At 70.6% G+C, this 20,705-nt stretch carries 15 protein-coding genes and 1 pseudogene; 9 read left to right on the top strand and 7 right to left on the bottom strand.

Going from position 1 to position 20,705, the window contains the following annotated elements; translation table 11 throughout:
• Positions 1 to 42: 42 nt before the first annotated feature.
• On the bottom strand, positions 43 to 1,446 hold the full coding sequence (locus ACE1OC_RS37330) for a cytochrome P450 (protein ID WP_407840733.1): 1,404 nt from the start codon (positions 1,444 to 1,446) through the stop codon (positions 43 to 45).
• A 14-nt stretch (positions 1,447 to 1,460) separates the two neighbouring features.
• On the bottom strand, positions 1,461 to 2,498 hold the full coding sequence (locus ACE1OC_RS37325; protein WP_407840731.1) for a terpene synthase family protein: 1,038 nt from the start codon (positions 2,496 to 2,498) through the stop codon (positions 1,461 to 1,463).
• Positions 2,499 to 2,933: 435 nt separating this feature from the next.
• Here ACE1OC_RS37325 and ACE1OC_RS37320 point away from each other — a divergent pair, with 435 nt between their 5' ends.
• Complete coding sequence (locus ACE1OC_RS37320; RefSeq protein ID WP_407840730.1) at positions 2,934 to 3,401, top strand: hypothetical protein; 468 nt, start codon at positions 2,934 to 2,936, stop codon at positions 3,399 to 3,401.
• Between the two features lie 213 nt (positions 3,402 to 3,614).
• Here ACE1OC_RS37320 and ACE1OC_RS37315 read toward each other — a convergent pair whose 3' ends face one another.
• Positions 3,615 to 5,144 (bottom strand): serine/threonine-protein kinase, encoded by a 1,530-nt coding sequence (locus ACE1OC_RS37315; RefSeq protein WP_407840729.1) that lies wholly within the window; start codon positions 5,142 to 5,144, stop codon positions 3,615 to 3,617.
• Between the two features lie 169 nt (positions 5,145 to 5,313).
• Between ACE1OC_RS37315 and ACE1OC_RS37310 the strand changes: the two genes are divergently transcribed.
• Positions 5,314 to 7,233: an FHA domain-containing protein gene (locus tag ACE1OC_RS37310; protein WP_407840728.1), complete on the top strand. Its 1,920-nt coding sequence runs from the start codon at positions 5,314 to 5,316 to the stop codon at positions 7,231 to 7,233.
• A gap of 166 nt (positions 7,234 to 7,399) precedes the next feature.
• On the opposite strand, the gene ACE1OC_RS37305 is transcribed toward ACE1OC_RS37310, so the two are convergent.
• A complete protein-coding gene (locus ACE1OC_RS37305; protein ID WP_407840727.1) occupies positions 7,400 to 10,336 on the bottom strand; it encodes an AfsR/SARP family transcriptional regulator in 2,937 nt (978 codons plus the stop codon).
• 80 nt (positions 10,337 to 10,416) lie between these two features.
• Here ACE1OC_RS37305 and ACE1OC_RS37300 point away from each other — a divergent pair, with 80 nt between their 5' ends.
• The 6 genes and pseudogenes from ACE1OC_RS37300 (at position 10,417) to ACE1OC_RS37275 (ending at position 17,188) form a co-directional block, all read left to right on the top strand.
• Positions 10,417 to 12,057: a GNAT family N-acetyltransferase gene (locus tag ACE1OC_RS37300; protein WP_407840726.1), complete on the top strand. Its 1,641-nt coding sequence runs from the start codon at positions 10,417 to 10,419 to the stop codon at positions 12,055 to 12,057.
• A gap of 69 nt (positions 12,058 to 12,126) precedes the next feature.
• Positions 12,127 to 12,915, top strand: coding sequence for a VOC family protein (locus ACE1OC_RS37295; protein ID WP_407840725.1), 789 nt, complete (start codon positions 12,127 to 12,129; stop codon positions 12,913 to 12,915).
• A 108-nt stretch (positions 12,916 to 13,023) separates the two neighbouring features.
• Positions 13,024 to 14,265: a glycosyltransferase gene (locus tag ACE1OC_RS37290; RefSeq protein ID WP_407840724.1), complete on the top strand. Its 1,242-nt coding sequence runs from the start codon at positions 13,024 to 13,026 to the stop codon at positions 14,263 to 14,265.
• Between the two features lie 7 nt (positions 14,266 to 14,272).
• Positions 14,273 to 15,463, top strand: a pseudogene (locus ACE1OC_RS37285) (glycosyltransferase); the annotation flags it as partial.
• 18 nt (positions 15,464 to 15,481) lie between these two features.
• Positions 15,482 to 16,219: an SAM-dependent methyltransferase gene (locus tag ACE1OC_RS37280; RefSeq protein WP_407841802.1), complete on the top strand. Its 738-nt coding sequence runs from the start codon at positions 15,482 to 15,484 to the stop codon at positions 16,217 to 16,219.
• A gap of 99 nt (positions 16,220 to 16,318) precedes the next feature.
• Positions 16,319 to 17,188 (top strand): alpha/beta fold hydrolase, encoded by an 870-nt coding sequence (locus ACE1OC_RS37275; RefSeq protein ID WP_407840723.1) that lies wholly within the window; start codon positions 16,319 to 16,321, stop codon positions 17,186 to 17,188.
• A gap of 157 nt (positions 17,189 to 17,345) precedes the next feature.
• On the opposite strand, the gene ACE1OC_RS37270 is transcribed toward ACE1OC_RS37275, so the two are convergent.
• Positions 17,346 to 17,753 (bottom strand): RidA family protein, encoded by a 408-nt coding sequence (locus ACE1OC_RS37270; RefSeq protein WP_407840722.1) that lies wholly within the window; start codon positions 17,751 to 17,753, stop codon positions 17,346 to 17,348.
• A gap of 3 nt (positions 17,754 to 17,756) precedes the next feature.
• Between ACE1OC_RS37270 and ACE1OC_RS37265 the strand changes: the two genes are divergently transcribed.
• Entirely contained in the window at positions 17,757 to 18,113 is a 357-nt protein-coding gene (locus ACE1OC_RS37265) for a winged helix-turn-helix transcriptional regulator (protein ID WP_407840721.1), read from the top strand.
• A gap of 204 nt (positions 18,114 to 18,317) precedes the next feature.
• Here the strand turns inward: ACE1OC_RS37265 and ACE1OC_RS37260 are convergent, their stop codons facing one another.
• Positions 18,318 to 18,962 carry a class I SAM-dependent methyltransferase gene (locus ACE1OC_RS37260; protein WP_407840720.1) on the bottom strand — a complete coding sequence of 215 codons (645 nt, stop codon included), beginning with the start codon at positions 18,960 to 18,962 and terminating at the stop codon, positions 18,318 to 18,320.
• Between the two features lie 130 nt (positions 18,963 to 19,092).
• Complete coding sequence (locus ACE1OC_RS37255; RefSeq protein WP_407840719.1) at positions 19,093 to 20,202, bottom strand: AI-2E family transporter; 1,110 nt, start codon at positions 20,200 to 20,202, stop codon at positions 19,093 to 19,095.
• Between the last annotated feature and the right edge of the window lie 503 nt (positions 20,203 to 20,705).

The following is a 20,705-nucleotide window of genomic DNA, read 5'->3' as shown; positions in this document are numbered from 1 at the left end:
GAGTGTACGGGCCGGAGAAGGAGTTGATGCTGTTTCAGCACACTATTGCGGCATCTCCTCACTCGAACGAGAAGGGTGTTGTACCCTCCGCGCCACGGGAATCATCGGCAGTTCGCTGGGCTGCGGTATCCCTGCGGGACGTTCGCGCACGGTGATGCCCGGGGCGGGCTTCAGGTGCCATCGCGAGGCGACGGTCGCCACCGCGGTCAGGATCTCCGCCACGGCGAAGGAATCGCCGATGCACTTGTGCTGGCCGGCCCCGAACGGAAGGTAGCTGTGCGTACGGGACCGCTCCTTCGCCCCCTTCTGCCAGCGGTCCGGGTCGAAGACGCCGGGATCGGGGAAGAGCACGGGGTCCCGGTGCAACGCGTACGGACTGTAGGCCAGTTCCGCGCCGGCCGGGATCGAGACTCCACCGAGGGTGAGCGGGACCAGGGCCCTGCGGGTGAAGAGCAGGGGGGAATGCAGGCGCAGTGCTTCCTGGAAGACGTCGTGCGTGTAGGTCAGCGCGGGTATGTCTTCGGGGCGCACGGGCCGGGACCCCACGACCGAGTCGACTTCGGCGTGGACGCGCGCCTCGACCTCGGGGTGCCGGCCGATCTCGTGGAAGATCCAGGACAGGGTGGTCGCGGAGGTCTCGGTGCCGGCGAGCATGATGGCGATGACCTCGTCCCGCACCTGCTCGGCATCCATCGTCGAGCCCGTCTCGGAGTCCACGCCCGCCAGCAGCATGGAGAGCAGGTCGTGACGGTCGCCCCGCTCGGCCGGCTCCTCGGCACGGTACTGCTCGATCACCTCGTCGATGACCCGGCGCAGCCGGGCGGCCGCGCCGTCGAACCGCCGGTTGTACGGAATGGGCAGCCGGTCCAGCGACTTGGGCATGACCGCCCGCACGAGCATGCCCTCCAGGACGATGGGCAGCGAGCGGTGCACCTCGTCGACGGCGGGCCGGCTCAGGTCCCCCGAGAAGATCATCTCGGCGACCGAGGACATCGCGTACCCGCGCGTCTCCGTGACCATGGAGATCTCACGGCCGGCCGTCCACGACGCACTCATCGCCTCCGCCTGCCGGGACATCACCTCCGCGTACTCGGCGATGTGGTTGCGGTGGAAGGCGGGTTGCATCATCCGTCGCTGCTTGCGATGGAAGTCGCCGTCGGTGGTCACGATCCCGTTGCCGAACACCGGGCGAAGCCTGTCGAAGATCCTTCCTCGGCCGAACTGCTGTGCCTGCTGGACCAGTACGGAGTGAACGTGCTCCGGGCTCGTCAGCACGTGGACGGGCCAGGTGCCGATGTCAAGCCGTACGATGTCGCCGTGCGCCCGGAGCGACTCCAGGAACTCGATCGGCCGGCGCCACAGTTGCAGCGCGTGCCCCAGGAGCGGTAACCGTCCTGGGGCGACAGGAGCATGGACCTCGGGACCGGAATGCGCTTCAGATGCCATGAACTGACTTTCCGTCACGCCGCGGAGACAAGATCCGGGCGGGTGTACGCAGACTCCAGTCCGGCCGCGAACCGTTCGTCGCTGTACCGCGTGCACTCGTAACGCTGCCACAGGTCGGCGCCGATCATCCAGTCCTCGTAACTGCGCACGCAGCGGGTGACCGCGTCGACCAGCGACGGTTCCGTCCCGGGGAGCGCAATGACGGCTTGAATCAGACGTTCTTCCTCGGTCAGATACTGCTCGATGCGCTCCTGGATGCGCCCCTCGACCGCCTGGACGGCGTCGGGGAGGGAGCACCCCTCCCAGAAGGAGATGAGGGAGACGAGGTTGTTGGTGTCCCCACAGGCGTGCTCCTTCGGCAGGGAGAACACGTCGTTGCCCCACGAGATGACGTCGAGCACGCTCGCGACGAGGGCCTGGAACTCGGGGAGATCGTGGACGTTCTGCGGGAGGTCGATCCCGAGCCCGGCCTCCACCATGTCCATCATCGGAAGGATCTGGGAGCTGTGGCGGCGCATGAGGACGTACTCCTGGACCCCCGGGCCCCTCGTGGCGGCGCGGTTGCTCGCCTCCTGGTCCAAAGAGTCGAGCATGAGGGGGACATGGGCACGGTACCGGGCCGCAGTCCCCTCGGACATGCCGGCCAGGATCCGGTCGCACAGGTCGACGAATCCCGTCACCAACGGATTTCGGCCCGCTGCCGCCCCCTCGATCCGCCCCGTTCGCAGATAGCCGGTGATCGCATCGGTGACGGGCCGCCAGGCCGCGACCTCTCCCGTCCTGATGAGGTGATCGTGCTGGTCGTCCAGGACGAACGACCAGGCCATCCACTCGGCGAGCAAGAGGACCCGCTCGTAGGCGACGTCACCGCTCACCCGGCCGGCCAGGTGGCCGACCCCGATGCCCGAGAACTGCTCGGCCGCGGCGGTCACGAGCTCGTGTTGCAACACCCACGAGGTCGCCTCGGCGTTCGCCCGGGCGGCGTCGGGATGCTTGGAGTTTCCGAACGGAAGGTGGAAATCGGGGACGGAAAAAGAACTGAGCTGGGCCATTGATCCCCCACGGAAGAGTCGGATTCGTCAATACCCGCTCACTACACGACCACACGGTAATCCCGCGACCCAAACGCCTCTCCACTGCGACATCGTCACGGCCACACCAGGTGACCGGCGGAATGAACCGGTCACGGAGTGGCCTGATCCAACCTACCTACGACCACATCAGGCCACCCGTGAACTCATTTACCCTCAAGACGCAGCACGCTGTCAACGTTGAGAGAGTGAACACGGGTAATCCATCCCGGAATTGCCTAAATCACATTCCTTTCGAATGTGCAATTGGCATAGTCGATTGCGTTCGGGACGCCTGGGGCCAGGGGCGCCGCAGAGAAGGCAGCCGGGGCCGGCCGGTGGCCGAAGAACGCCGTCGGAGCGCGGGCCGCTGCCTACACTGGGCAGGGCAACGGCCGCTGGGGGAAGGGCGGAAGCATGACCGAGAATCCTCCGCCGGACCCTGGAGGCCCTGGAGCGCAGGCGGATCCCGGTGGGTCGGGAGGCGGCCAGGAGGCCGACGTCCTCGGCTCCCATCTGGAGTTCTTACGGACGCGGTTGGGCGGGGAGCAGTTCGAGGCACTCGTCCGAGCCGTTCAGACCACTTGCACGCTCCTGGCCAAGGAACAGCAGGTCCTCCTGGGAGGGCCGGAGGGCGAGCTCACCCCCGACCTCCGGGGAGAGTACCTGTCCCTCATGGCAGTGATGATCACTGGACACCTCGACCACCACCTGGTCGAGTTCAGGACCCTCGACGGCGGCAAGGGCTGGGCGGTCGTGGAGAACGTCCGCACCCGTAACCGACACCCGGGCCCACCCCCGGCCGCTCGCGACGCGGCGCGACACGCGTGGACCGACGGCCGCCTCGACGACATCGCCCGCGCGACCGACTCCCCAGCTCCCTGACCGACCGCCGGAAGCCCCGGCCTGCGGCAGGCGCGCGTGGCCGTGTGATGGCTGGACACACCCTGCGGGCGCAGATCGTGATGACCGGCCACCCATGCCGGTATCCGAGCCCGCCGCGTGAGCCTTTGCGCAGGCGGGCGGTCTGGCTGTCGGTCTTCGCCGGGATGGACCGACAACCGCACGCCGATGCCGATGCCGATGCCGATGCCGCGATCAGCCGGTGCAGGTGATGGAGAAGGGGACCGGGTTGGAGGTGATGCGTGTGGGGCTCTGGAGTTCCACGGCCATACCGGTGGTCAGGGTGCCGGCCTTCGCGTAGGTCGTCAGCCGCACGGTGTCGTGCCCGGTGGGGTTGGCCTTGTCCCCGATGGACATCGTGCGCCAGTGCGGATCCACCACCGAGCCGTCGCCGGACACCCAGCGGTAGGAGATCAGGGTGGGCTCGGACGCGGTGAAGGTCGCCGTGAAGGCCGGGGCCCGGCTCTCGGGGGTCGGGCAGCTGCCGGTGTAGGTGGTGTTCGCGCCCGCCACCGACATCCGTACGCCGCCCGAACCGGCCTCGGGTTCCTCGTCGTTGCCACTGAGGGCGTAGGCCAGCCCGGTGGCGATCAGTACGCACGCGGCCACGCCTGCCGAGACGAAGGCAGCCGTACGGCGTCGCTTGCCGGGCGGGGCGGCCGGCGCCTCGGCGGTCGGGTCCGCGGGCGCGGCCACGGCGGGCTCCGAGGGGGTGGGCGCCATCAGGCTGGGAGCCGTTGCCTCGGCTGTTGCGGCCGTTGCCGTGTCGGGTTCCGCCGGGGCCGACAGGACGCGGGCGGCGCTCGTGGTGGCGTCCGGTTCGTGGGCGATGCCCCTCAGGGCCGCGGCGGCTTCCGCGGCGGGAGTACGCTCGGCCGGTTCCTTGCGGAGCAGCCCCGCGATGACCGGGGCGAGCGGGCCGGCCCGAGTCGCCTCCGGCGGTTCCTCGTCCACGACGGCCCGCAGCGTGCTCAGCGCGGAGTCCTGCCGGAACGGCGAGATCCCCTCCACGGCCGCGTACAGCATCACGCCGAGGGACCACAGGTCCGACTCGGGGCCCGAGGGACGCCCCAGCGCCCGCTCCGGCGGCAAGTACTCGGGCGAGCCGACCACCTCGCCGGTCATGGTCAGCGCGGTGCCGCCCTCGACCACCGCGATGCCGAAGTCGCTGAGCACCACCCGCCCGTCCTCGGCGAGCAGCACGTTCGCCGGCTTCACATCGCGGTGCTCCACCCCGGCGGCGTGCGCGGCGCGCAGCGCGCTCAGCACCTCCGCGCCGATGTGCGCCGCGTGGCGCGGCGTGAGCGGCCCCTCGGCGCGCAGCAGATCGGCCAGCGACTGCCCTCGGATCAGCTCCATGACGATCCAGGGCCGGTCGTCCTCCATGACCACGTCGTGGACCGTCACCACATTGCGGTCGGGTATCCGGGCCGCCGCCCACGCTTCCCGCTCCAGCCGGCTGTACATCCGCGCGATGTCTCCGGCCCGCAGGTGGGCCGGGGCCCGGACCTCCTTGATGGCGACCTCGCGGTGCAGCGTCTCGTCGCGGGCCCGCCACACGGTGCCCATACCGCCCTCGCCGAGCCGGGACAGCAGCCGGTAGCGGCCGGCGATCAACCGTTCGGTGCTCGGTGCGACCGATGCGACCGTCGCGGCCGCGGTCGTGCCCGCGACGGTGGCGGCGAGCGCGCTCTCCGCCACGGTCTCGGATTCCTCGTTGTGCATGGGCCGCTCTCCTCTGATCGCCTACCGACGCCGACATCACGTACGGACCTGGACCTCCGGTTCAACGGAGTGGCCGAGATTTCTCGAGAATGGTTGAACCGAACACGTTCGCCATGGCGTGTTGCTGGCGTACGAGGAGTCAGCAGGCGTCCTATTCAAGGAGTGTGGCGTGCCGTCGGTCATCGTGGGAAGCACGGGCCCCTTCACCGGGCAGAGCGTGGTCCTGGGCAGGGAGCCCCTCAGTTTCGGGCGCAAGAGCGACAACGGCGTCGTGATCGTCAGCCCCAGCGCCTCCCGGTTGCACGCCGAGATCCTTGACGAGGATGCCGGTTTCGTCCTCTACGACCGGGACAGCCGCAACGGCACGTTCGTCAACGGCCAGCGGGTCACACGGCATGTGCTGCGTCCGAACGACTCCATCCGGATCGGCGACGAAACGTTCCTCTACGAGGCCTCGGACGTCATGGAGACGGTCATGGACCTCTCCCTCCTGGAAGTGCCCCGGCCGAGCGCCGCGGATCCCGGCACCCTGCGGGTCACCGTCACCGGCGGCGGCCCGGTGGGCCTCGCCTTCGCCCTGGCGCTCGACGAGCTGCTGCCCGGCCGGACCGCCATCACCGTCTACGACGGGCGCTGGACCAGGAAGGGCTCCTCGGTCGTCTGGAAGGACGAGACCCAGGGGAACTTCCGCCGCCAGCAGGTGGTGACCGTCCAGAGCCGGCAGTACCTCGCCCTGTCCGAGGAGGTGCTCGACGCCCTCTTCGACGACGGCGGCGCCTACTCCGAGATGTGGCCCGTCGGCCCCGACTCGGTCGACGGCCGCCCGCCCCGCAACATCCGGATCGCCCACATCGAGGACAAGTTGCTGGACCTGGCCAACCGGCGGCCCTCGATCCGCCTGGTTCCCAAGCGATTCGACGCGGCGGAGGAGCAGAACCGGATCACCCGGGAACACGTCCTGGTGGTCGCCGAGGGCGGCCGCTCCCACACCCGCGAGCACTACGCCGACCGCTTCGGCGCGGCTGACGCCTCGATCTACTCCCTCGACGGCGAGCACCTCCAGGACATCGTGCTGGGGCTGCGCGTCAAGTCGAAGCTGCCGGACCCGATGAGCGTGCTGCTCACCGTGTCGCAGAACCGGTTCCTGCTCAACTCGCTGCGCGGCGAGGGCTTCCTGAACATGCGGCTCACCCGGGAGGAAACCAAGAGCGTCATCGGCATCGACCCGGTACGCCAGGTCTTCGAGGAGTGCATCGCCGCCCGCCCCTGCCTGATGAGCCGGCAGGAGGAGGACAACGAGTTCCGCTGCCCCACCCACGGCACCCTCTTCCTGCCCGCCCTGCTGCGCGGCTCCCCGCTGTGGAAGGAGATCCGGCAGGGACTCAGCCTCTTCGGTGTCGCCGAGGAGGACCTGTCCGCGATCACCTCGTTCCGCCTGGACATGGTGCAGCGCCCGCGGTTCACCGCCCAGCTGCACCGGCCCACCGCCACCGCTCCCGGCACCTACGGCTTCCTGCTGGGCGACGCGGCCAACGCCATCCACTTCTGGCCGGGCCGTGGCCTCAACAGCGGCCTGGCCTCGGCCACTTCGCTGGCCCGCTCGCTCAGCCGCGCCTGGCGGGGCAAGCCGCTGCGGGACGCCGACTTCATCCGGCACGAGGCCGCGATGTCCATGCTCCAGTACCGGCACAAGAGCCGGGCCTGGAACGCCATGGTGACCACCGACGAACAGGGCGTCACCCGCGCCATCAAGGACGTCATCGCGCGCAGCACGGAGGCCGGCGGAGGTGCGGCCGCCGGCTCCGCCTACGCCTCGGACGAGAGCGACCTGGACGCACTGCTGGACCGGATGGCCGAAATCCGCGAACGGCTGGCGCCCCGAATGCCCGGCCTGCCCGGCGACGGGGAACTCCGCTCCCACCTCGCCTCGATCGCCCCGGCCACCCTCCGCACCCTGCGGGAGAGCGGTGCCTGGGACACCCTGATCGTCGGCGGCGAGGAGGCCGACATCGACCTCTTCTACCAGTCGGACTCCCCGGTCTTCGTCCCCCGCCCGGCCGACCCCCGCAACCCCGCCCCGGTCGGCTGACATCCCGGGAAGGCATCGGACCGGCGCGGGAGGCATACCTGACCGACCGACCTCGACGGCATCGCTGTGGGCGCACGGAGGGACGTGCGCCAGATTTCGCGGCCCTGGGCACCACGGAGGATCCGTGGCCGACGGCCGCCGGGCATCGTGAGCCGATCCGCAGCCGCTACCGGGACGGCCGGCCGGCCGTGGGCGCCTCCGTCGGCTCGGGCTCGTTCGCGGACGGCGGCAGTTCGGCGAGAAAAGTGCGGATCTCGTCGGCCTCGGGGACGGCGAGGGCGGTGTAGAGGTCAAGGGCCTGTCGGGCGTGGTCGTGGGCGAGGTCGATGCGGCCGAGGTCGCGGTGGACGTGCGCCAGGCCGCCATGGGCGCGGGCCAGCTCGGGGCGGTAGCTGAACTCGCGGGCGACGGTCAGCGCGTTGTCGTGTTCGGCCACGGCCTGTGCGAGGTCGCCCATGGACCGGGCGGCCTCCGCGAGGGCGTTGAGCGACTCGGCCTCGTCTCCGGGGAAGTCGAACCTGCGGCTCAGGTCCAGCGCCTGGCGGTGATGGTGCCGGGCTTCGTCGTGGCGGCCCTGCCGCTGGTACAGGAGCCCGATGTTGTTCAGCACGACGGTCTCGCCGATGCGGGATCCCGTCTCGCGGTACGCCAGAAGCGACTGCCGGTGGTGCTCGTGGGCGTCGTCGTACCGTCCTCGGCGCTCATGGACGATGCCGAGGTCGGTCAGGCATCTTGCTTCGCCACCGCGGTCGCCGAGCTCACGGAAGAGCGCGAGGGACTGCGCGCACTGGTCGTGGGCCAGGTCGTATTCCCGCCGCCGTGTGGAGACGGTGCCGAGGGCCGCCAGCGCGCTGGCCGCGAGGCCTTGGTCGCCGGTCTCGCTCGCGAGGTCCAGGGCGTTCCGGAAGTGCTCGGCCGCTTGCTCGTAGTCGCCGTGCCACCAGAAGTACACCTGGCCGCGGTCGATGAGCGTACGGGCTTCGGCGGCTGCGTCGCCGCTGCGGCGGGCGGCTCCCAGTGCCAGGCCGTTGAGGACCAGCGCGTCGGCCTGGTGGGCGTGGCCCAGCAGGTAGCGGTGCAGGGTGGCGGCCAGTTGGCCGACGTGCGGGAGCCAGTCGTGCTCGGCCGCGTACTGCGCGGACGCCATGAGGTTCGCGCGTTCGCCGTCCAGCCAGGTGATCGCCTCGGCCTCGTCCCGCGGGGGCCAGGCCGGGGTCTGCGGCGCGGGAATACGCGGCCTGCGGTTCTTGCCCTCGGGGTAGAGGTGGTCGATGGCCGTGCACGCCGTGTGGAGATAGTGGTGGAACAGCCGGCCGAGTGCCTCGCGCTGTGCACCCGGGGTTTCCTGGGCGGCAGCGGTGGCGAGGGCGTGTTCGCGCAGCAGATCGTGGAAGGTGTAGCGGCCGAGCTGATGTTGGGTCAGAACGTGGGCGTCCAGGAGGTCTTCCAGGAGCATCTCGGCCTCGTCCAAGGGGAGGTCGGCCAGCGCGGAGGCCGCCTCTGGGCTGATGTCACGGCCCGGCTGGAGCCCCAGGAGCCGGAACATCCGCTGCTGATCTGCAGTCAGCTGCTCGTAGGACAGGGTGAAGGCCGCTGCCACTCCTCGCTCCGAGGTGGCCAGCTCGGAGAGCCTGCGGCGCTGGTCACGGAGCCGGTCGGCCAGGTAGGCGACGGTCCAGCGCGGGCGATGGTGCAGGCGGGCGGCGGCGATGCGGACGGCCAGCGGCAGGAAACCGCACAACTGCAGGACATCGAGGACGGCCAGGGGTTCGGCCGCCGCCCGTTGGCCGACGATCGCCGTGAACAGTTCCAAGGCTTCCGCGGCGGGCAGCACGTCCAGGGACAGGGCATGGGCCCCGTCCAGGTCGGTCAGCCGTCGGCGACTGGTGATCAGGATGAGGGCGCGGGAGGATCCGGGTAGCAACTGGCGCACCTGGTCGGCGCCGAGGGCGTTGTCCAGTACGGCCAGCACGCGTCGGCCCGAGAGTTCGGACCGCCACAGCGCGGCGCGGTCGGCGACCGACGCGGGTATCTGCTGCGTGGGCACACCGAGTTGCCCCAGGAGCATCTCGAGCGCTGCGCCGGCGTCGAGCGGTGCCTGACCGGCGGTGTGAGCCTGCAGGTCGACGAAGAGCTGTCCGTCCGGGAAGTGGTCCGCGAGGCGATGCCCCGCGTGGACCGCGAGCGTCGTCTTGCCGACCCCGGCCATCCCGTCGATCGCCGAAATGGTCACGACACCGCCGTTGTTGCCCGACCACAGGCGGATCAGGCCGTCCATCTCGTCCTCGCGTCCGGTGAAGTCCGGGACGTCGTAGGGCAGGAAGTTGATCCCCTGCGGCTTCGCCGGCGCGGTCACCGGCGGCCGTAGATCGGGGGCGTCCCGCAGGATGTCCTGTTCGAGCTTGCCGAACGCGTGGCCGGGGTCCAGTCCCTGCTGATCGGCCAAGGTCGCCCGGAAGGTTCTTGCCACGTCCAACGCCTCGGTCTGGCGCCCGGCGCGGTACAGAGCCAGCATCAGCTGGCAGCACAGCCGCTCCCGCAAGGGGTTGGCCGCCACGTGGACGGACAGTTCGTCGATGAGTTCGTCGTGCCGCCCCCGGGCCAGGTCCAGCTCGGCCAAGCGCTCGACGGCGGCCAGCAGTTGCCCGTTCAGACGCGCTCTGGCGCTCTGGACGTAATGGGCGGTGATGTCGGCCAGCGGCTCTCCCCGCCACAACGCCAGCGCCGCACGTATCTGGTCCGCCGCATCCCCCGGGGCGTCGGAGACGGCCGCTGCTGTGGCCGTAAGGCTGGTGAACTCGTCCAGATCGAGTTGCCCCGCCTCGGGGGTGATCACGTACCCCGCCGGTCGCGTGGCCAGCATCCCGTCGGCTTCCGAAGCGCGGAGCATCCGCCGGATCGCGGCGATCGTGGTCTGGATCTGTGCCCGGGCGGAGTCCGGCGGCAGCGGCCCCCACATGGCGTCGATCAGGCGGTCCGTACTGATCGCGACCCCGGCGTGCAGCAGCAAATAGGCGAGTACCGCACGATGGCGGGGTGCCAGGCCGGGTGCGTCCGAACCGGGAGCCACGGCCTCCACCGGGCCGAGGATCGTGAACCGCATTCCGTTACCCCCGGGGTCACCAGCACGTGCATCGAAGAAGCATCGCGAATGTATCAAGATCGACCTGCATGGTTACCGGCATGTCACTCCACACCGTCGAACCGGAGATCGCGACCGGTCAAACCGCAGCTCTGTTCACCGCCACGCACCGGGCCCTGGGGGTCATCCCCAACCTGGCCAGGGTGATGGCCAACAGCCCGGCCGTACTGAAGGGGTACTTGGGCGTCGTCACCACCCTCAGCACGGAGGGAACCCTGCCGGCGCAGGTGCGCGAGAGCATCGCGTTGCTGGTGGCACAGGAGAACGGTTCCGACTACTGCCTTTCCGTGCACGCGTTCCGCGGAACCAGGACGGCCGGGCTGAGTGCGGCCGAGGCCACCGGTGCGCGCCGGGGCAAGGCCGACGACCCCTGGGCCGCCGCCGTCCTGGAGCTGGCGGCCTCGACGGTCCGTGACCGCGGAACCGTTGCCGACGAGCAGCTGACGGCGGCCCGGCGCGCCGGCCTGTGCGACGAGCAGATCGTCGAGGTCATCGCCCATGTCGCACTCAACGTGTTCACCAACTACCTCGCGACGGCTGCCCGTGTCGAAGTCGACTGGCCGCTCGTGCGCCACACCGACTGGACGAACGCCCCAAGTGCGCGAAGCGCCCCGAGCGTTCGCAGTGCTCCACGTATCCGACGTACGACCGACTCGACCACGAAGGCCATCACCTTGCCCACATCAGTACAAGTCCTGCCGCTCCAGCACGTCTCGGCCGCCGAAGCCATCGCATGGCATCAGGTCGTCCAGGCCTCGACGGCCCACGACCTGCCCGGAGTACCGACCCCCGACCTCGGACAGATCCAGGCCCAGCTCACCCGGCCCGCTCTGGGCAGCCGCCGGCTGATGTGGCTGGCCACCCGTACGGACGGGGTCCCCGTCGGAGTCGCCTCCCTACGGGTGTTCACCTCCGCGGGCCAGGAGCACCTGGCCGAGCTGGACCTCCACGTCGACCCCGCACACCGCCGCCTGGGAACCGGCTCCCTCCTGCTGTCGGCGGCCGTCGCGGCCTGCCGAGCCGAGAACCGGCGCAGCCTGATCGCCACGGCCCCGGCCGACGGTCCGGGCGAAGCCTTCAGCGGACGACGGGGCTTCCGCCGGGCACTGGCTTTGAGTCACCTCGTGCTGCGCCTCGACGATACGGACGGGGCCGACCTGCTTCGGATCTCCGAAGCCGAGCACCCCGGGTACCGGCTGACCGGCTGGACCGGAACGGTTCCCGACGGCCTCGCCGCCTCCTTCGCCGCTGCCAAGAACGCGATGAACGACGCGCCCGTCGGTGACCTGGACTACGGGAGCGTGGCGTGGGACGCGGATCGCGTTCGCGCCATGGCCGCGGTGGTCGCCGACCGCGGGGACACGCTGCTCACCGTCGCCGCCGCGCACGACAGCGGCGCCATGGCCGGCTACACCGAGATCGTGATCCCCCACGGAGCGCCGCCGCGGGTCCAGCAGTACGACACGGCGGTCGTGCCGGAACACCGCGGCCACGGGCTCGGGTTGTGGGTCAAGGCCGCCATGGCGAACCGGCTGCGTGCCGAGCACCCCGGGGTCACCGAGATCGAGACGGACAACGCCGACGACAACGTCCACATGCTGGCGGTCAACCACCGCCTGGGGTTCCGCCCCTACCGGCGCACGTGCGAGCTCCAGCTCGACCTCGACCTGCCCTCGACCTGAACGGTGGCCACCGCCATCTCCACCCCGCACCCCCATCCCGTCCTCACCCCACTTCACGAAGGTGCTGCCTTGAACGTCTCCTCCTCCACCCTCTCCCTGACCGTCGCCGACGTGGACGCCTCCCGCGCGTTCCTGTGCACCCACCTCGGCTACGAAGTGGCCATGGCCGACGAAGGCTTCGTGTCCCTGAGGCGTGAAGACGCCGCCGTGGACATCGTCCTGCTCCGCGGAGGTACGGACGTCCTCCCGCCCGAGCAGCGCGACCAGCGGGCGGCCGGTCTGATCCTGGCGCTCACCGTTGCCGACCTCGCGGCGGAGGAGGCCCGGCTGCGCGCGGCGGGCGCCCCCATCACCATGCCGCTGCGCGAAGAGCCCTGGGGGGAAAGGCTGTTCCAGATGACCGACCCGAACGGTGTCGTCGTCCAGCTCGTCGAGTGGGCGACCGCCGCCGACCCCGCTCCGGCGGGCAACGACGAGAGCACCCCCATGGTCGTGATCACGCCCTCCACGGGCCACGTCACCATCTCCCCGAACGCCACCATGACCGGCCTGGCGGCCCCCAGCCGCGGCAGCATCGAACTCAGCACCTGGACGGTCACGATGGAGGCCGGCGCCACCGGCCCCGAGCACTCCATCAACCGGGAGCAGGTCTGGACGGTCACCACGGGCGCGCTGGAGGTGACCTGCCGCGATCGTACGGTGAAGGTCGCGGTCGGCCGGACCCTGATCCTGCCGGCGGGCCGTCTCCGCCGGATCCGCGCCCTGGAACGGACGGAGGCCCACGTCTCGATGCCCGCCGACGGCGTCGCCTCCGTTCCCGGCACCGAGGGCACCCGTGAACTGCCCTGGGCTCGGTGACCCGTGACGCATAGAGACACAATTGATCATTCCCGCCGCCTTCACCGTCTTGAGGGCAGGGTGAAGGCGGCACGATTCGCCGGACCACGGAAACAGGAGATTCAGGAAATGCGTGTGCTGTTGTCGACCTATGGGTCGCGCGGAGACGTCGAACCGTTGGTGGGACTCGCGGTGCGGTTGCGTGAACTCGGCGCGGAGGTGCGGGTATGCGCGCCACCGGACGAGGACTTCGCGGAGCGGTTGGCCGGGATGGGCGTGTCCGTGGTGGGCGTCGGCCAGTCGGCACGCGCGCTGACGACCGCGGCGCCGCCTCCGTCGAAGGCCAATCTTCCGCAGCGCGCAGCAGAGTTGATTGCCAGTCAGGTCGAGGTGATCCCCTCGGTGGCAGAGGGCTGCGACCTGCTGGTGGCGACGGGCGCGATGCCGGCCATCGCCGGGGCGCGGTCCGTGGCCGAGAAGTTGGGCATCGGCTACGTGTCCGTGATCTTCCAGCAGCTGACGCTGCCCTCGCCTCAGCGCCCGCCGCTGGCGTACCCGGGGCGGCCGTTCCCACCGGAGGTGACCGACAACCGCGCCCTGTGGGAACTGGACGCCCAGAGCATCGATGCTCTGTTCGGCGAGGCGCTGAACACCAGCCGGGCGGCGATCGGCCTGCCTCCGGTGGCCAACGTCCGCGACTACGCCTTCGGCGACCGGCCCTGGCTGGCGACGGACCCGGTGCTGGATCCGTGGCTGGAGACGCCGGACCTCGACGTCGTACAGACCGGAGCGTGGGTGCTGCCCGACGAGCGGCCGCTCCCGGCGCAGCTGGTGGCCTTCCTCGAGGCCGGCGCACCGCCCGTGTACGTGGGCTTCGGCAGCATGCCCGTGCGCGGAGGCGAGGAGGCCGCCCGGGTGGCCATCGAGGCGGTCCGCACTCAGGGCCGCCGGGTCATCGTCGGGCGCGGCTGGGCGGACATGGGTCTCATCGACGACCGGGACGACTGCTTCGCCGTCGGCGAGGTCAACCACCAGCAGCTGTTCGGACGCGTGGCTGCCGTCGTGCACCACGGCGGCGCGGGTACGACGACGACGGCCGCTCGGGCCGGCGCTCCGCAGGTGGTCGTACCCCAGCTGGCCGACCAGCCGTACTGGGCCGGCCGGGTGGCCGAACTGGGCATCGGCGTGGCCCACGACGGCCCGGTTCCGACCGCCGAGTCCCTGGCGGCCGCGCTCAGGAAGGCCCTGGCCCCGGACACCGTCAGCCGGGCCGAGGCCGTCGCAGACACGGTCCGCACCGACGGGGCGACGCTGGCGGCACAGCTGCTCCTCGACACCGTCGGCGGAGACCGGCATCCACAGAAGGGTTAACGACGACATGCGAGTGCTGTTGATGGCATACGGATCCCGCGGCGACATCGCCCCGCTGGCCGGATTGGCCGCTGAGCTGCGGAGTCTGGGCACGGAGGTCCGCGTGTGCGCACCGCCGGACGAGGAGTTCGCGGAACTGCTGGCCGGTGTCGGCGCCGAACTGGTGCCCTTCGGGCGGGACGTGCGCGCGCTGCGGACGGGAGCGCCACCGTCGGACGCGGCCGCGTTCGCGGCCGAGCTGGTCGCCGCGCACTTCGAGACGGTCGGCAAGGCCGCCGAGGGCTGTGACGTGCTCGTAGCGAGCGGTCTGATGCCGGCCGGCGCCCGCTCGGTGGCCGAGAAGCTGGGCATCCGCTACGTGTACGCCGGCTTCCACCCGTTCGAGATGCCCTCCGAGCACTACCGGCCGTCGCCGCGGCCGGGCCCGCCGGCTCCGCCCGGCATGACCGACAACCAGGCCCTGTGGGACCTGGACGTCCAGAAGGTCAACGCCCTCTATCTCCAGCCCCTCAACGCCCACCGCTCGGCGATCGGCCTCGCTCCGGTGGACAACGTCCGCGACCACGTGTTCACCGAACGGCCGTGGCTGGCGGTGGACCCGGTCCTGGGCCCCTGGCAGCAGCTGACGAACCTCGACGTCATACAGACCGGAGCGTGGATCCTGCCCGACGAACGCCCCCTGCCCGCCGATCTGGAGGCGTTCCTCGACGCCGGCACCCCGCCTGTGTACATCGGCTTCGGCAGCATGCCGATGGGAGCGGCCTCCGACATCGCCCGGACAACCGTCGAAGCGGCCCGCACGCAGGGACGGCGCGTCCTCGTCTCCCGCGGCTGGGCCGACCTGGGCCTTGTGGACGACGCGGACGACTGCTTCGCCGTCGGCGACGTCAACCACCAGTCCCTGTTCCGTCGGGTCGCGGCCGTCGTGCACCACGGCGGCGCGGGCACCACGACCACCGCCGCCCGGGCCGGTGCACCCCAGGTGGTGGTACCCCAGTTCGTGGACCAGCCGCACTGGGCCGCCCGCGTGGCCGAGCTGGGCATCGGCGCGGCGCACGACGGCCCGACCCCGACCTTCGACTCCCTTTCCGCCGCACTCGGGACGGCCCTGACCCCGGAGACCGCAGCACGGGCGAAGGCCGTCGCCGCCACGATCCGCACCGACGGTACGGCGGTGGCCGCGAAGCTGATCCTCGACACGGAGCGCACCGCTCCGATGAGCCGCGAACAGATCTCCGCGATCGCCCACGCCGACCACCCGATCAAGTCTCCGCTCGCGGACGAGTCGGTCGGCCGGCTGCTCGAACGCGGCCTCCCGCGAGGCGACGAGCGCGTGCTCGACCTCGGATGCGGCACGGCGGAGTGGCTCCTGCGCGCCCTGGCGACACGCCCGCACCTGCACGCCGAGGGCGTCGACGTCTCCGAAGTCTCCCTGACGCGTGCCCGCCGGGCCGCAAGCGAACTCGGTGTTGCGGACCGGCTCGTCCTCCACCAGCAGGAGGCCGCGGACTTCGGCTCTCCTCGGCCGTACGACCTGGTGATCAGCGTCGGCGCCACACATGCCTTCGGCGGTCTCCTCCCCACCCTCGCGGCGGCCCGCAAGCACCTGGCTCCCGGCGGCCGCGTTCTGATCGGCGAGTCGTACTGGGACCGCGCCCCTTCACCTGAGGCCGTCGAGATGTTCGGTGACCTCGCCGACCTGGCGACCACGGTGGACAGCGTCGTCGCCGACGGATGGACCCCCGTCCACGGCCATGTCAGTACCCGCAGCGAGCTGGACTCCTACGAGTGGGCCTGCTGGGGCTCGCTGGCCGCGTGGGCCCTGGACCACCCTGCCGATCCGGCCGCCGCGCAGGTACTGGAGACGGCCACCGCCGCGCGTTCGGATTGGCTGCACGGGTACCGGGACAGCTTCGGCTTCCTCTGCCTGGTCCTGCGCCGAACAGCGGTTTGACCTCGTAGGACTGCCGCCGATCCCTTCCTCGATCCTGGACGCCCAGGACGGACCCCATGGCCGCCGCCGAAGCGCGGCGGCCGGAAAGTGACGACACAGATGCAACCGACCTTCGTACTCGTACACGGAGCCTTCGCGAACTCCTTCTCCTTCGCACCCCTCCAGGCCGAACTCGGCCTCCTCGGACACCGTTCGGTCGCCGTCGACCTGCCCGGCCACGGGTTCCAGGCCACCTTCACCCGCGCCTACCAGTCACCGCAGGACCCCGAGGGGCTCGCCACCGCGCCCGGCTCGATCAAGGGCGTCACGCTCGCCGACAACGTCGCGCACCTCATCGGGATCCTCGAACGGGCCAAGCGGAACGGCCCCGTCATCCTCGTCGCCCACAGCCGGGGCGGTATCACGGTCACGGCCGCGGCCAACGCACGCCCCGATCTGATCGACCGCCTCGTCTACGTCTCGGCCTGGTGCCCGGTCCGGCTCGACGTCAGCGACTACTACGCCGAGCCGGAGATGGCCACGGTCGACCCCGCCGCCTTCGCTTCGGCGCTGGCGGGAAACCCCGCCGACCTCGGTCTGCTCCGCGTCAACTTCCGCACCGCAAACCCGGACGCGCTCGCGGCATTCAAGGCGGCCTTCCTCGCCGACGGCACCGACGAGCAGTTCCACACCTTCCTGAACACCTTCCAGCCGGACGAGAACCTCGACGTCGGCGGCTCCGCCGACCGGGCGCAGGCCGCGTCCTGGGGCCGCATCCCCAAGACCTACATCCGTCTGGCCGACGACACGAGCCTGCCTCCTGCCCTTCAGGACCGGCTGATCCGCGAGGGCAACGAGCTGACGCCCGACAACCCGTACGACGTCCGCACACTGGCGGGCAGCCACCTGCAGTGGCTGGTCGCCCCCGCGCCGGCGGCCCGCGTCCTGGGCGAACTCGCCACGCTCCCGGCCCCGTCGGTCCACGCCTGAATCGAGGCCAGGCCGAGTTGTTCCCGGGCCCCGCGCGGGTGACCGCGTCGGGGAGACGGACGACCAGGTCGGCGATTCGTACGACGCAACCGGGCTCGCGCCCTGACGAGCCGGGGCGAAGCCTCCATGAGCCTCAGCCCCGGCGCCGGGCACGTGCTCAGTCGAGGACGGCGGTGGCTTCGATCTCCACCAGGTGCTCCGGTACGTCCAGTGCCGCGACGCCCGGCAACGAGGCCGGCGGGACCGGTACGGCGCCCAGCTTCCGGGCCGCCCGGCTGATCCCCTCCATCAGCAGGGGCAACTTGTCGGGGGTCCAGTCGACGACGTAGACCGTCAGCTTCGCCACGTCGTCGAAGGAGGCCCCGACCTCGGCCAGGGCGGTGCTCACGTTGAGGTAGCACTGCTCGACCTGCGCGGCGAGGTCGTCCTCACCGACCGTGACGCCGTCGGCGTGCCAGGCCACCTGTCCGGCGACGAAGACGAGCGTCGACCCGGTCGCGATCGACACCTGCCGATAGGCGTCGATCTCCGGCAGTCCCTTGGGGTTCACGAGGGTGATGGCCATGGTGTGCCCGACGACGCGGACCTTCGGCGGGCGGACTCGTTGGGGCGGGAGATCTTCTCGGACGTCGCCAACAAGTGGGCGCTCCTGATCATCGAAGCCCTCGGGGAGCGGACCCTGCGCTTCAGCACGTTGCGTGACGAGGTCGAGGGCATCAGCCACAAGATGCTGACCCAGAACCTGCGGATGCTGGAGCGGTACGGACTGCTCGAGCGGACCGTGCACCCCGTCGTGCCACCGCGGGTCGAGTACACCCTCACCGAGCCGGGCCAAGCCCTGCGGGCGACGATCGACGGGCTCTGCGCGTGGACGCACCGGTACTTCGGTCACATCGAGGCCTCACGCCGCCGCTTCGACGCCTGACGGAAAGGCAGCGCTCACGCGCGAACGCATACTGGGACCTGACGTACGCCGGGTATGGCTGCACACCTCATCGGCCGACAACCCGAACGCCCTGCCCAACTACCACCGCCGCAGACGGGCCAGGAGGCCATACCGGCTCGCCGTCACGTGCGCTCAGGCAACGGTCTGTCTGCGGCACCACCGCCCAACCCGTGCGGACCCATTTCACGCGTCGGCGGTTCCGGGGGCGGGCTTGCGGGCGGCGAGGCGTTCGACGACGCCGAGCTTGAACCGGTCGTGCTGCTCGACCTCCAGACCCACCCCCTGGACGCCCTGGAGCGGTCGGCGCAGGAGGTGCTCCCCGCCGAGCGGAACGGTGAGGAGTTCGATGAGCCACTGGATCGCGCGAAGCGGCCAGGCGGAGCTGGGAACGTGGTCCAACAGGAGGAGCCTGCCGCCGGGCCTGAGCACGCGGCTCATCTCCGCGATCGCACGCTGCTCGTCGGGGATCGCGCACAGGGCCAGCGTGCACACCACGCTGTCGAAGGACGCGTCCGGGAACGGCAGAGCTTGGGCGTCGCCTTCCCTCAGGTCAGCGACCAGCCCCAGCTCGTCGGCACGACGACGGGCGAGGGCCAGCATCTGCGGACTCCACTCGATGCCGGTCAGATGGACGCCGGGAGGGTAGAGGGGAAGGTTCAGGCCGGTACCGATGGCGACCTCCAGCACCTCGCCGGTGGCCTGGGAACAGACCCAGGCGCGACTCTCGCCGAACAGGGTTCGGTCGAAGAACCGCATCTGCCGGTCGTAGGAAGCGGCGTGCTTGTCCCAGTAGCGGCGCAGACGCTCGTCGTTCCTCGGCACGGACACAGCGCCATCCTCTCCGCTACCGGGCTCCCCCGCACCTCGTGGTGGCGTTGGCCTCCTTGCGGCGCCGCTCGGTGGTCCGGCCCTAGCCGGTCGGGGTGGTGCCGGACCCCAAGGCGACGGTTGGCGGGGGCTACGAGGGAGCCCCGGTGGTCGAGTGGTCGGTCTCCGTGCCGGGCGATGGCTCGACCAGCTGCTCGCGCAGATAGTTCCAGACCACCGCGATCAGTGCCGCCGCCGGCACTGCCAGCAAGCTGCCGACCACTCCGGCCAGGCTGGCACCCAGCGTCACCGCCAGCAGGATCACCGCGGCGTGAAGCCCGAGACCGCGGCTTTGGATCATCGGCTGGAACACGTTGCCTTCCAACTGCTGCACCACGATGATGATCGCCAGCACGATCAGTGCGTCCGTCAGGCCGTTCGAGACCAGCGCGATGAGCACCGCAACGAGGCCGGCGAACAAGGCACCAACGATCGGCACGAACGCGGACACGAAGGTCAGCACCGCCAGCGGCAACACCAGCGGGACACCGACGATCCACAGCCCCAGCCCGATGAAGACGGCGTCGAGCAAGCCGACGAACGCCTGGGAGCGTACGAACGAACCGAGGGTCTCCCAGCCGCGCGCGGCGACGACGGGAACGTCGGTGGCGAGCCGGCCGGGGAGCTGCCGGGCGAGCCACGGCAGGAACCGCGGGCCGTCCTTGAGGAAGAAGAACATGAGGAAGAGCGCCAAGATCGCGGTGACCAGGCCGCTGAAGACGGTGCTCACCCCAGTGACGACGGTGGAGACCGCACTGCCGACGCTGTTCTGGACCCGCTCGACTGCCGCGTCGAACGCCCCTGCGATCTGAGCGTCACCGATGTTCAGCGGCGGCCCTGCAGCCCACTCGCGCAACTGCTGGACACCCTTGACCACGCCGTCGCCCAGCTCGCCGGACTGCGATGCCACCGGCACTGCAATCAGCGCCACGACTCCCGTTGCGGCTACGAGGAACAGTAGGGTCACCGCTGACGCGGCCAGTGCGGGGCGCCATCCGTGCCGCCGAAGGAAGGCGGCCAGGGGCCACGTCAGGGTGGTGAGGAACAGGGCCACTATCAGCGGCCAGATCACCGACCACATCCGGCCCAGGAGCCACAACGCCACCGCAGCCGCCACGAGGACCAGCAGCAACTCGGCAGAGACCCGCGCAGATGTCCGCAGCGCGGACGCGGTCTTATCGGAACTCAGCGTGTCAGACATAGGGCCAGCCTATGGGTCGTTCCACCCACGCCTCGGCCCCAGCTGCTCGCCTGAACCGCCTCACGGAGACGAGCCAAAGCACCACCGGCAAAATCAAGTTGGCGAGTGCGCGCCGCCACGACGTCCCCGGCACCGGATGGCGACCGCGTCTGAGGTCTCTGCGCCTGCGGCTCGCAGCGGGGGCGCACGCCCGTAAGCCCGCGCGCCGGTCGGCTACCAGCCAGAAGAGGCCTGCTTGCACCCCTCCGCCGGCACCGGTAACGGGCTATGCTGCGAACAGAGCGTCCCCGTTCCAGACCCTGACGGCGCGTTGCCTGCAACAGATCTCCGCGTCGCGGCCCGGACTCACGATCCGCCCGACGCATCCGAGGGCATGGTTCGTCCCCATCCTGGAACGCAGGCTGCCGGATCGGCCCTGCCCGCCGCGCGCGCACATCCGCACCGGGAAGTGACCGGAGGAGCCGGGGAGTCCGGCGCTGCCCGGTACTGCCCGGCTGGTCCCG

The organism is Streptomyces stoeckheimensis (genome assembly GCF_045822005.1).
Classification (GTDB): Bacteria; Actinomycetota; Actinomycetes; order Streptomycetales; family Streptomycetaceae; genus Streptomyces; species Streptomyces stoeckheimensis.
Note: the sequence above shows the minus strand (reverse complement) of the source record. Positions and strands in the feature narration are given on the sequence as shown.

Bases quoted from the DNA above. Each gene is read 5' to 3' on its own strand.
- ACE1OC_RS37325 (WP_407840731.1), bottom strand. From the start codon at position 2,498: ATGGCCCAGCTCAGTTCTTTTTCCGTCCCCGATTTCCACCTTCCGTTC.
- ACE1OC_RS37330 (WP_407840733.1), bottom strand. From the start codon at position 1,446: ATGGCATCTGAAGCGCATTCCGGTCCCGAGGTCCATGCTCCTGTCGCC.
- ACE1OC_RS37315 (WP_407840729.1), bottom strand. From the start codon at position 5,144: ATGCACAACGAGGAATCCGAGACCGTGGCGGAGAGCGCGCTCGCCGCC.
- ACE1OC_RS37305 (WP_407840727.1), bottom strand. From the start codon at position 10,336: ATGCGGTTCACGATCCTCGGCCCGGTGGAGGCCGTGGCTCCCGGTTCG.
- ACE1OC_RS37280 (WP_407841802.1), top strand. From the start codon at position 15,482: ATGAGCCGCGAACAGATCTCCGCGATCGCCCACGCCGACCACCCGATC.
- ACE1OC_RS37270 (WP_407840722.1), bottom strand. From the start codon at position 17,753: ATGGCCATCACCCTCGTGAACCCCAAGGGACTGCCGGAGATCGACGCC.
- ACE1OC_RS37275 (WP_407840723.1), top strand. From the start codon at position 16,319: ATGCAACCGACCTTCGTACTCGTACACGGAGCCTTCGCGAACTCCTTC.
- ACE1OC_RS37290 (WP_407840724.1), top strand. From the start codon at position 13,024: ATGCGTGTGCTGTTGTCGACCTATGGGTCGCGCGGAGACGTCGAACCG.
- ACE1OC_RS37255 (WP_407840719.1), bottom strand. From the start codon at position 20,202: ATGTCTGACACGCTGAGTTCCGATAAGACCGCGTCCGCGCTGCGGACA.
- ACE1OC_RS37300 (WP_407840726.1), top strand. From the start codon at position 10,417: ATGTCACTCCACACCGTCGAACCGGAGATCGCGACCGGTCAAACCGCA.
- ACE1OC_RS37320 (WP_407840730.1), top strand. From the start codon at position 2,934: ATGACCGAGAATCCTCCGCCGGACCCTGGAGGCCCTGGAGCGCAGGCG.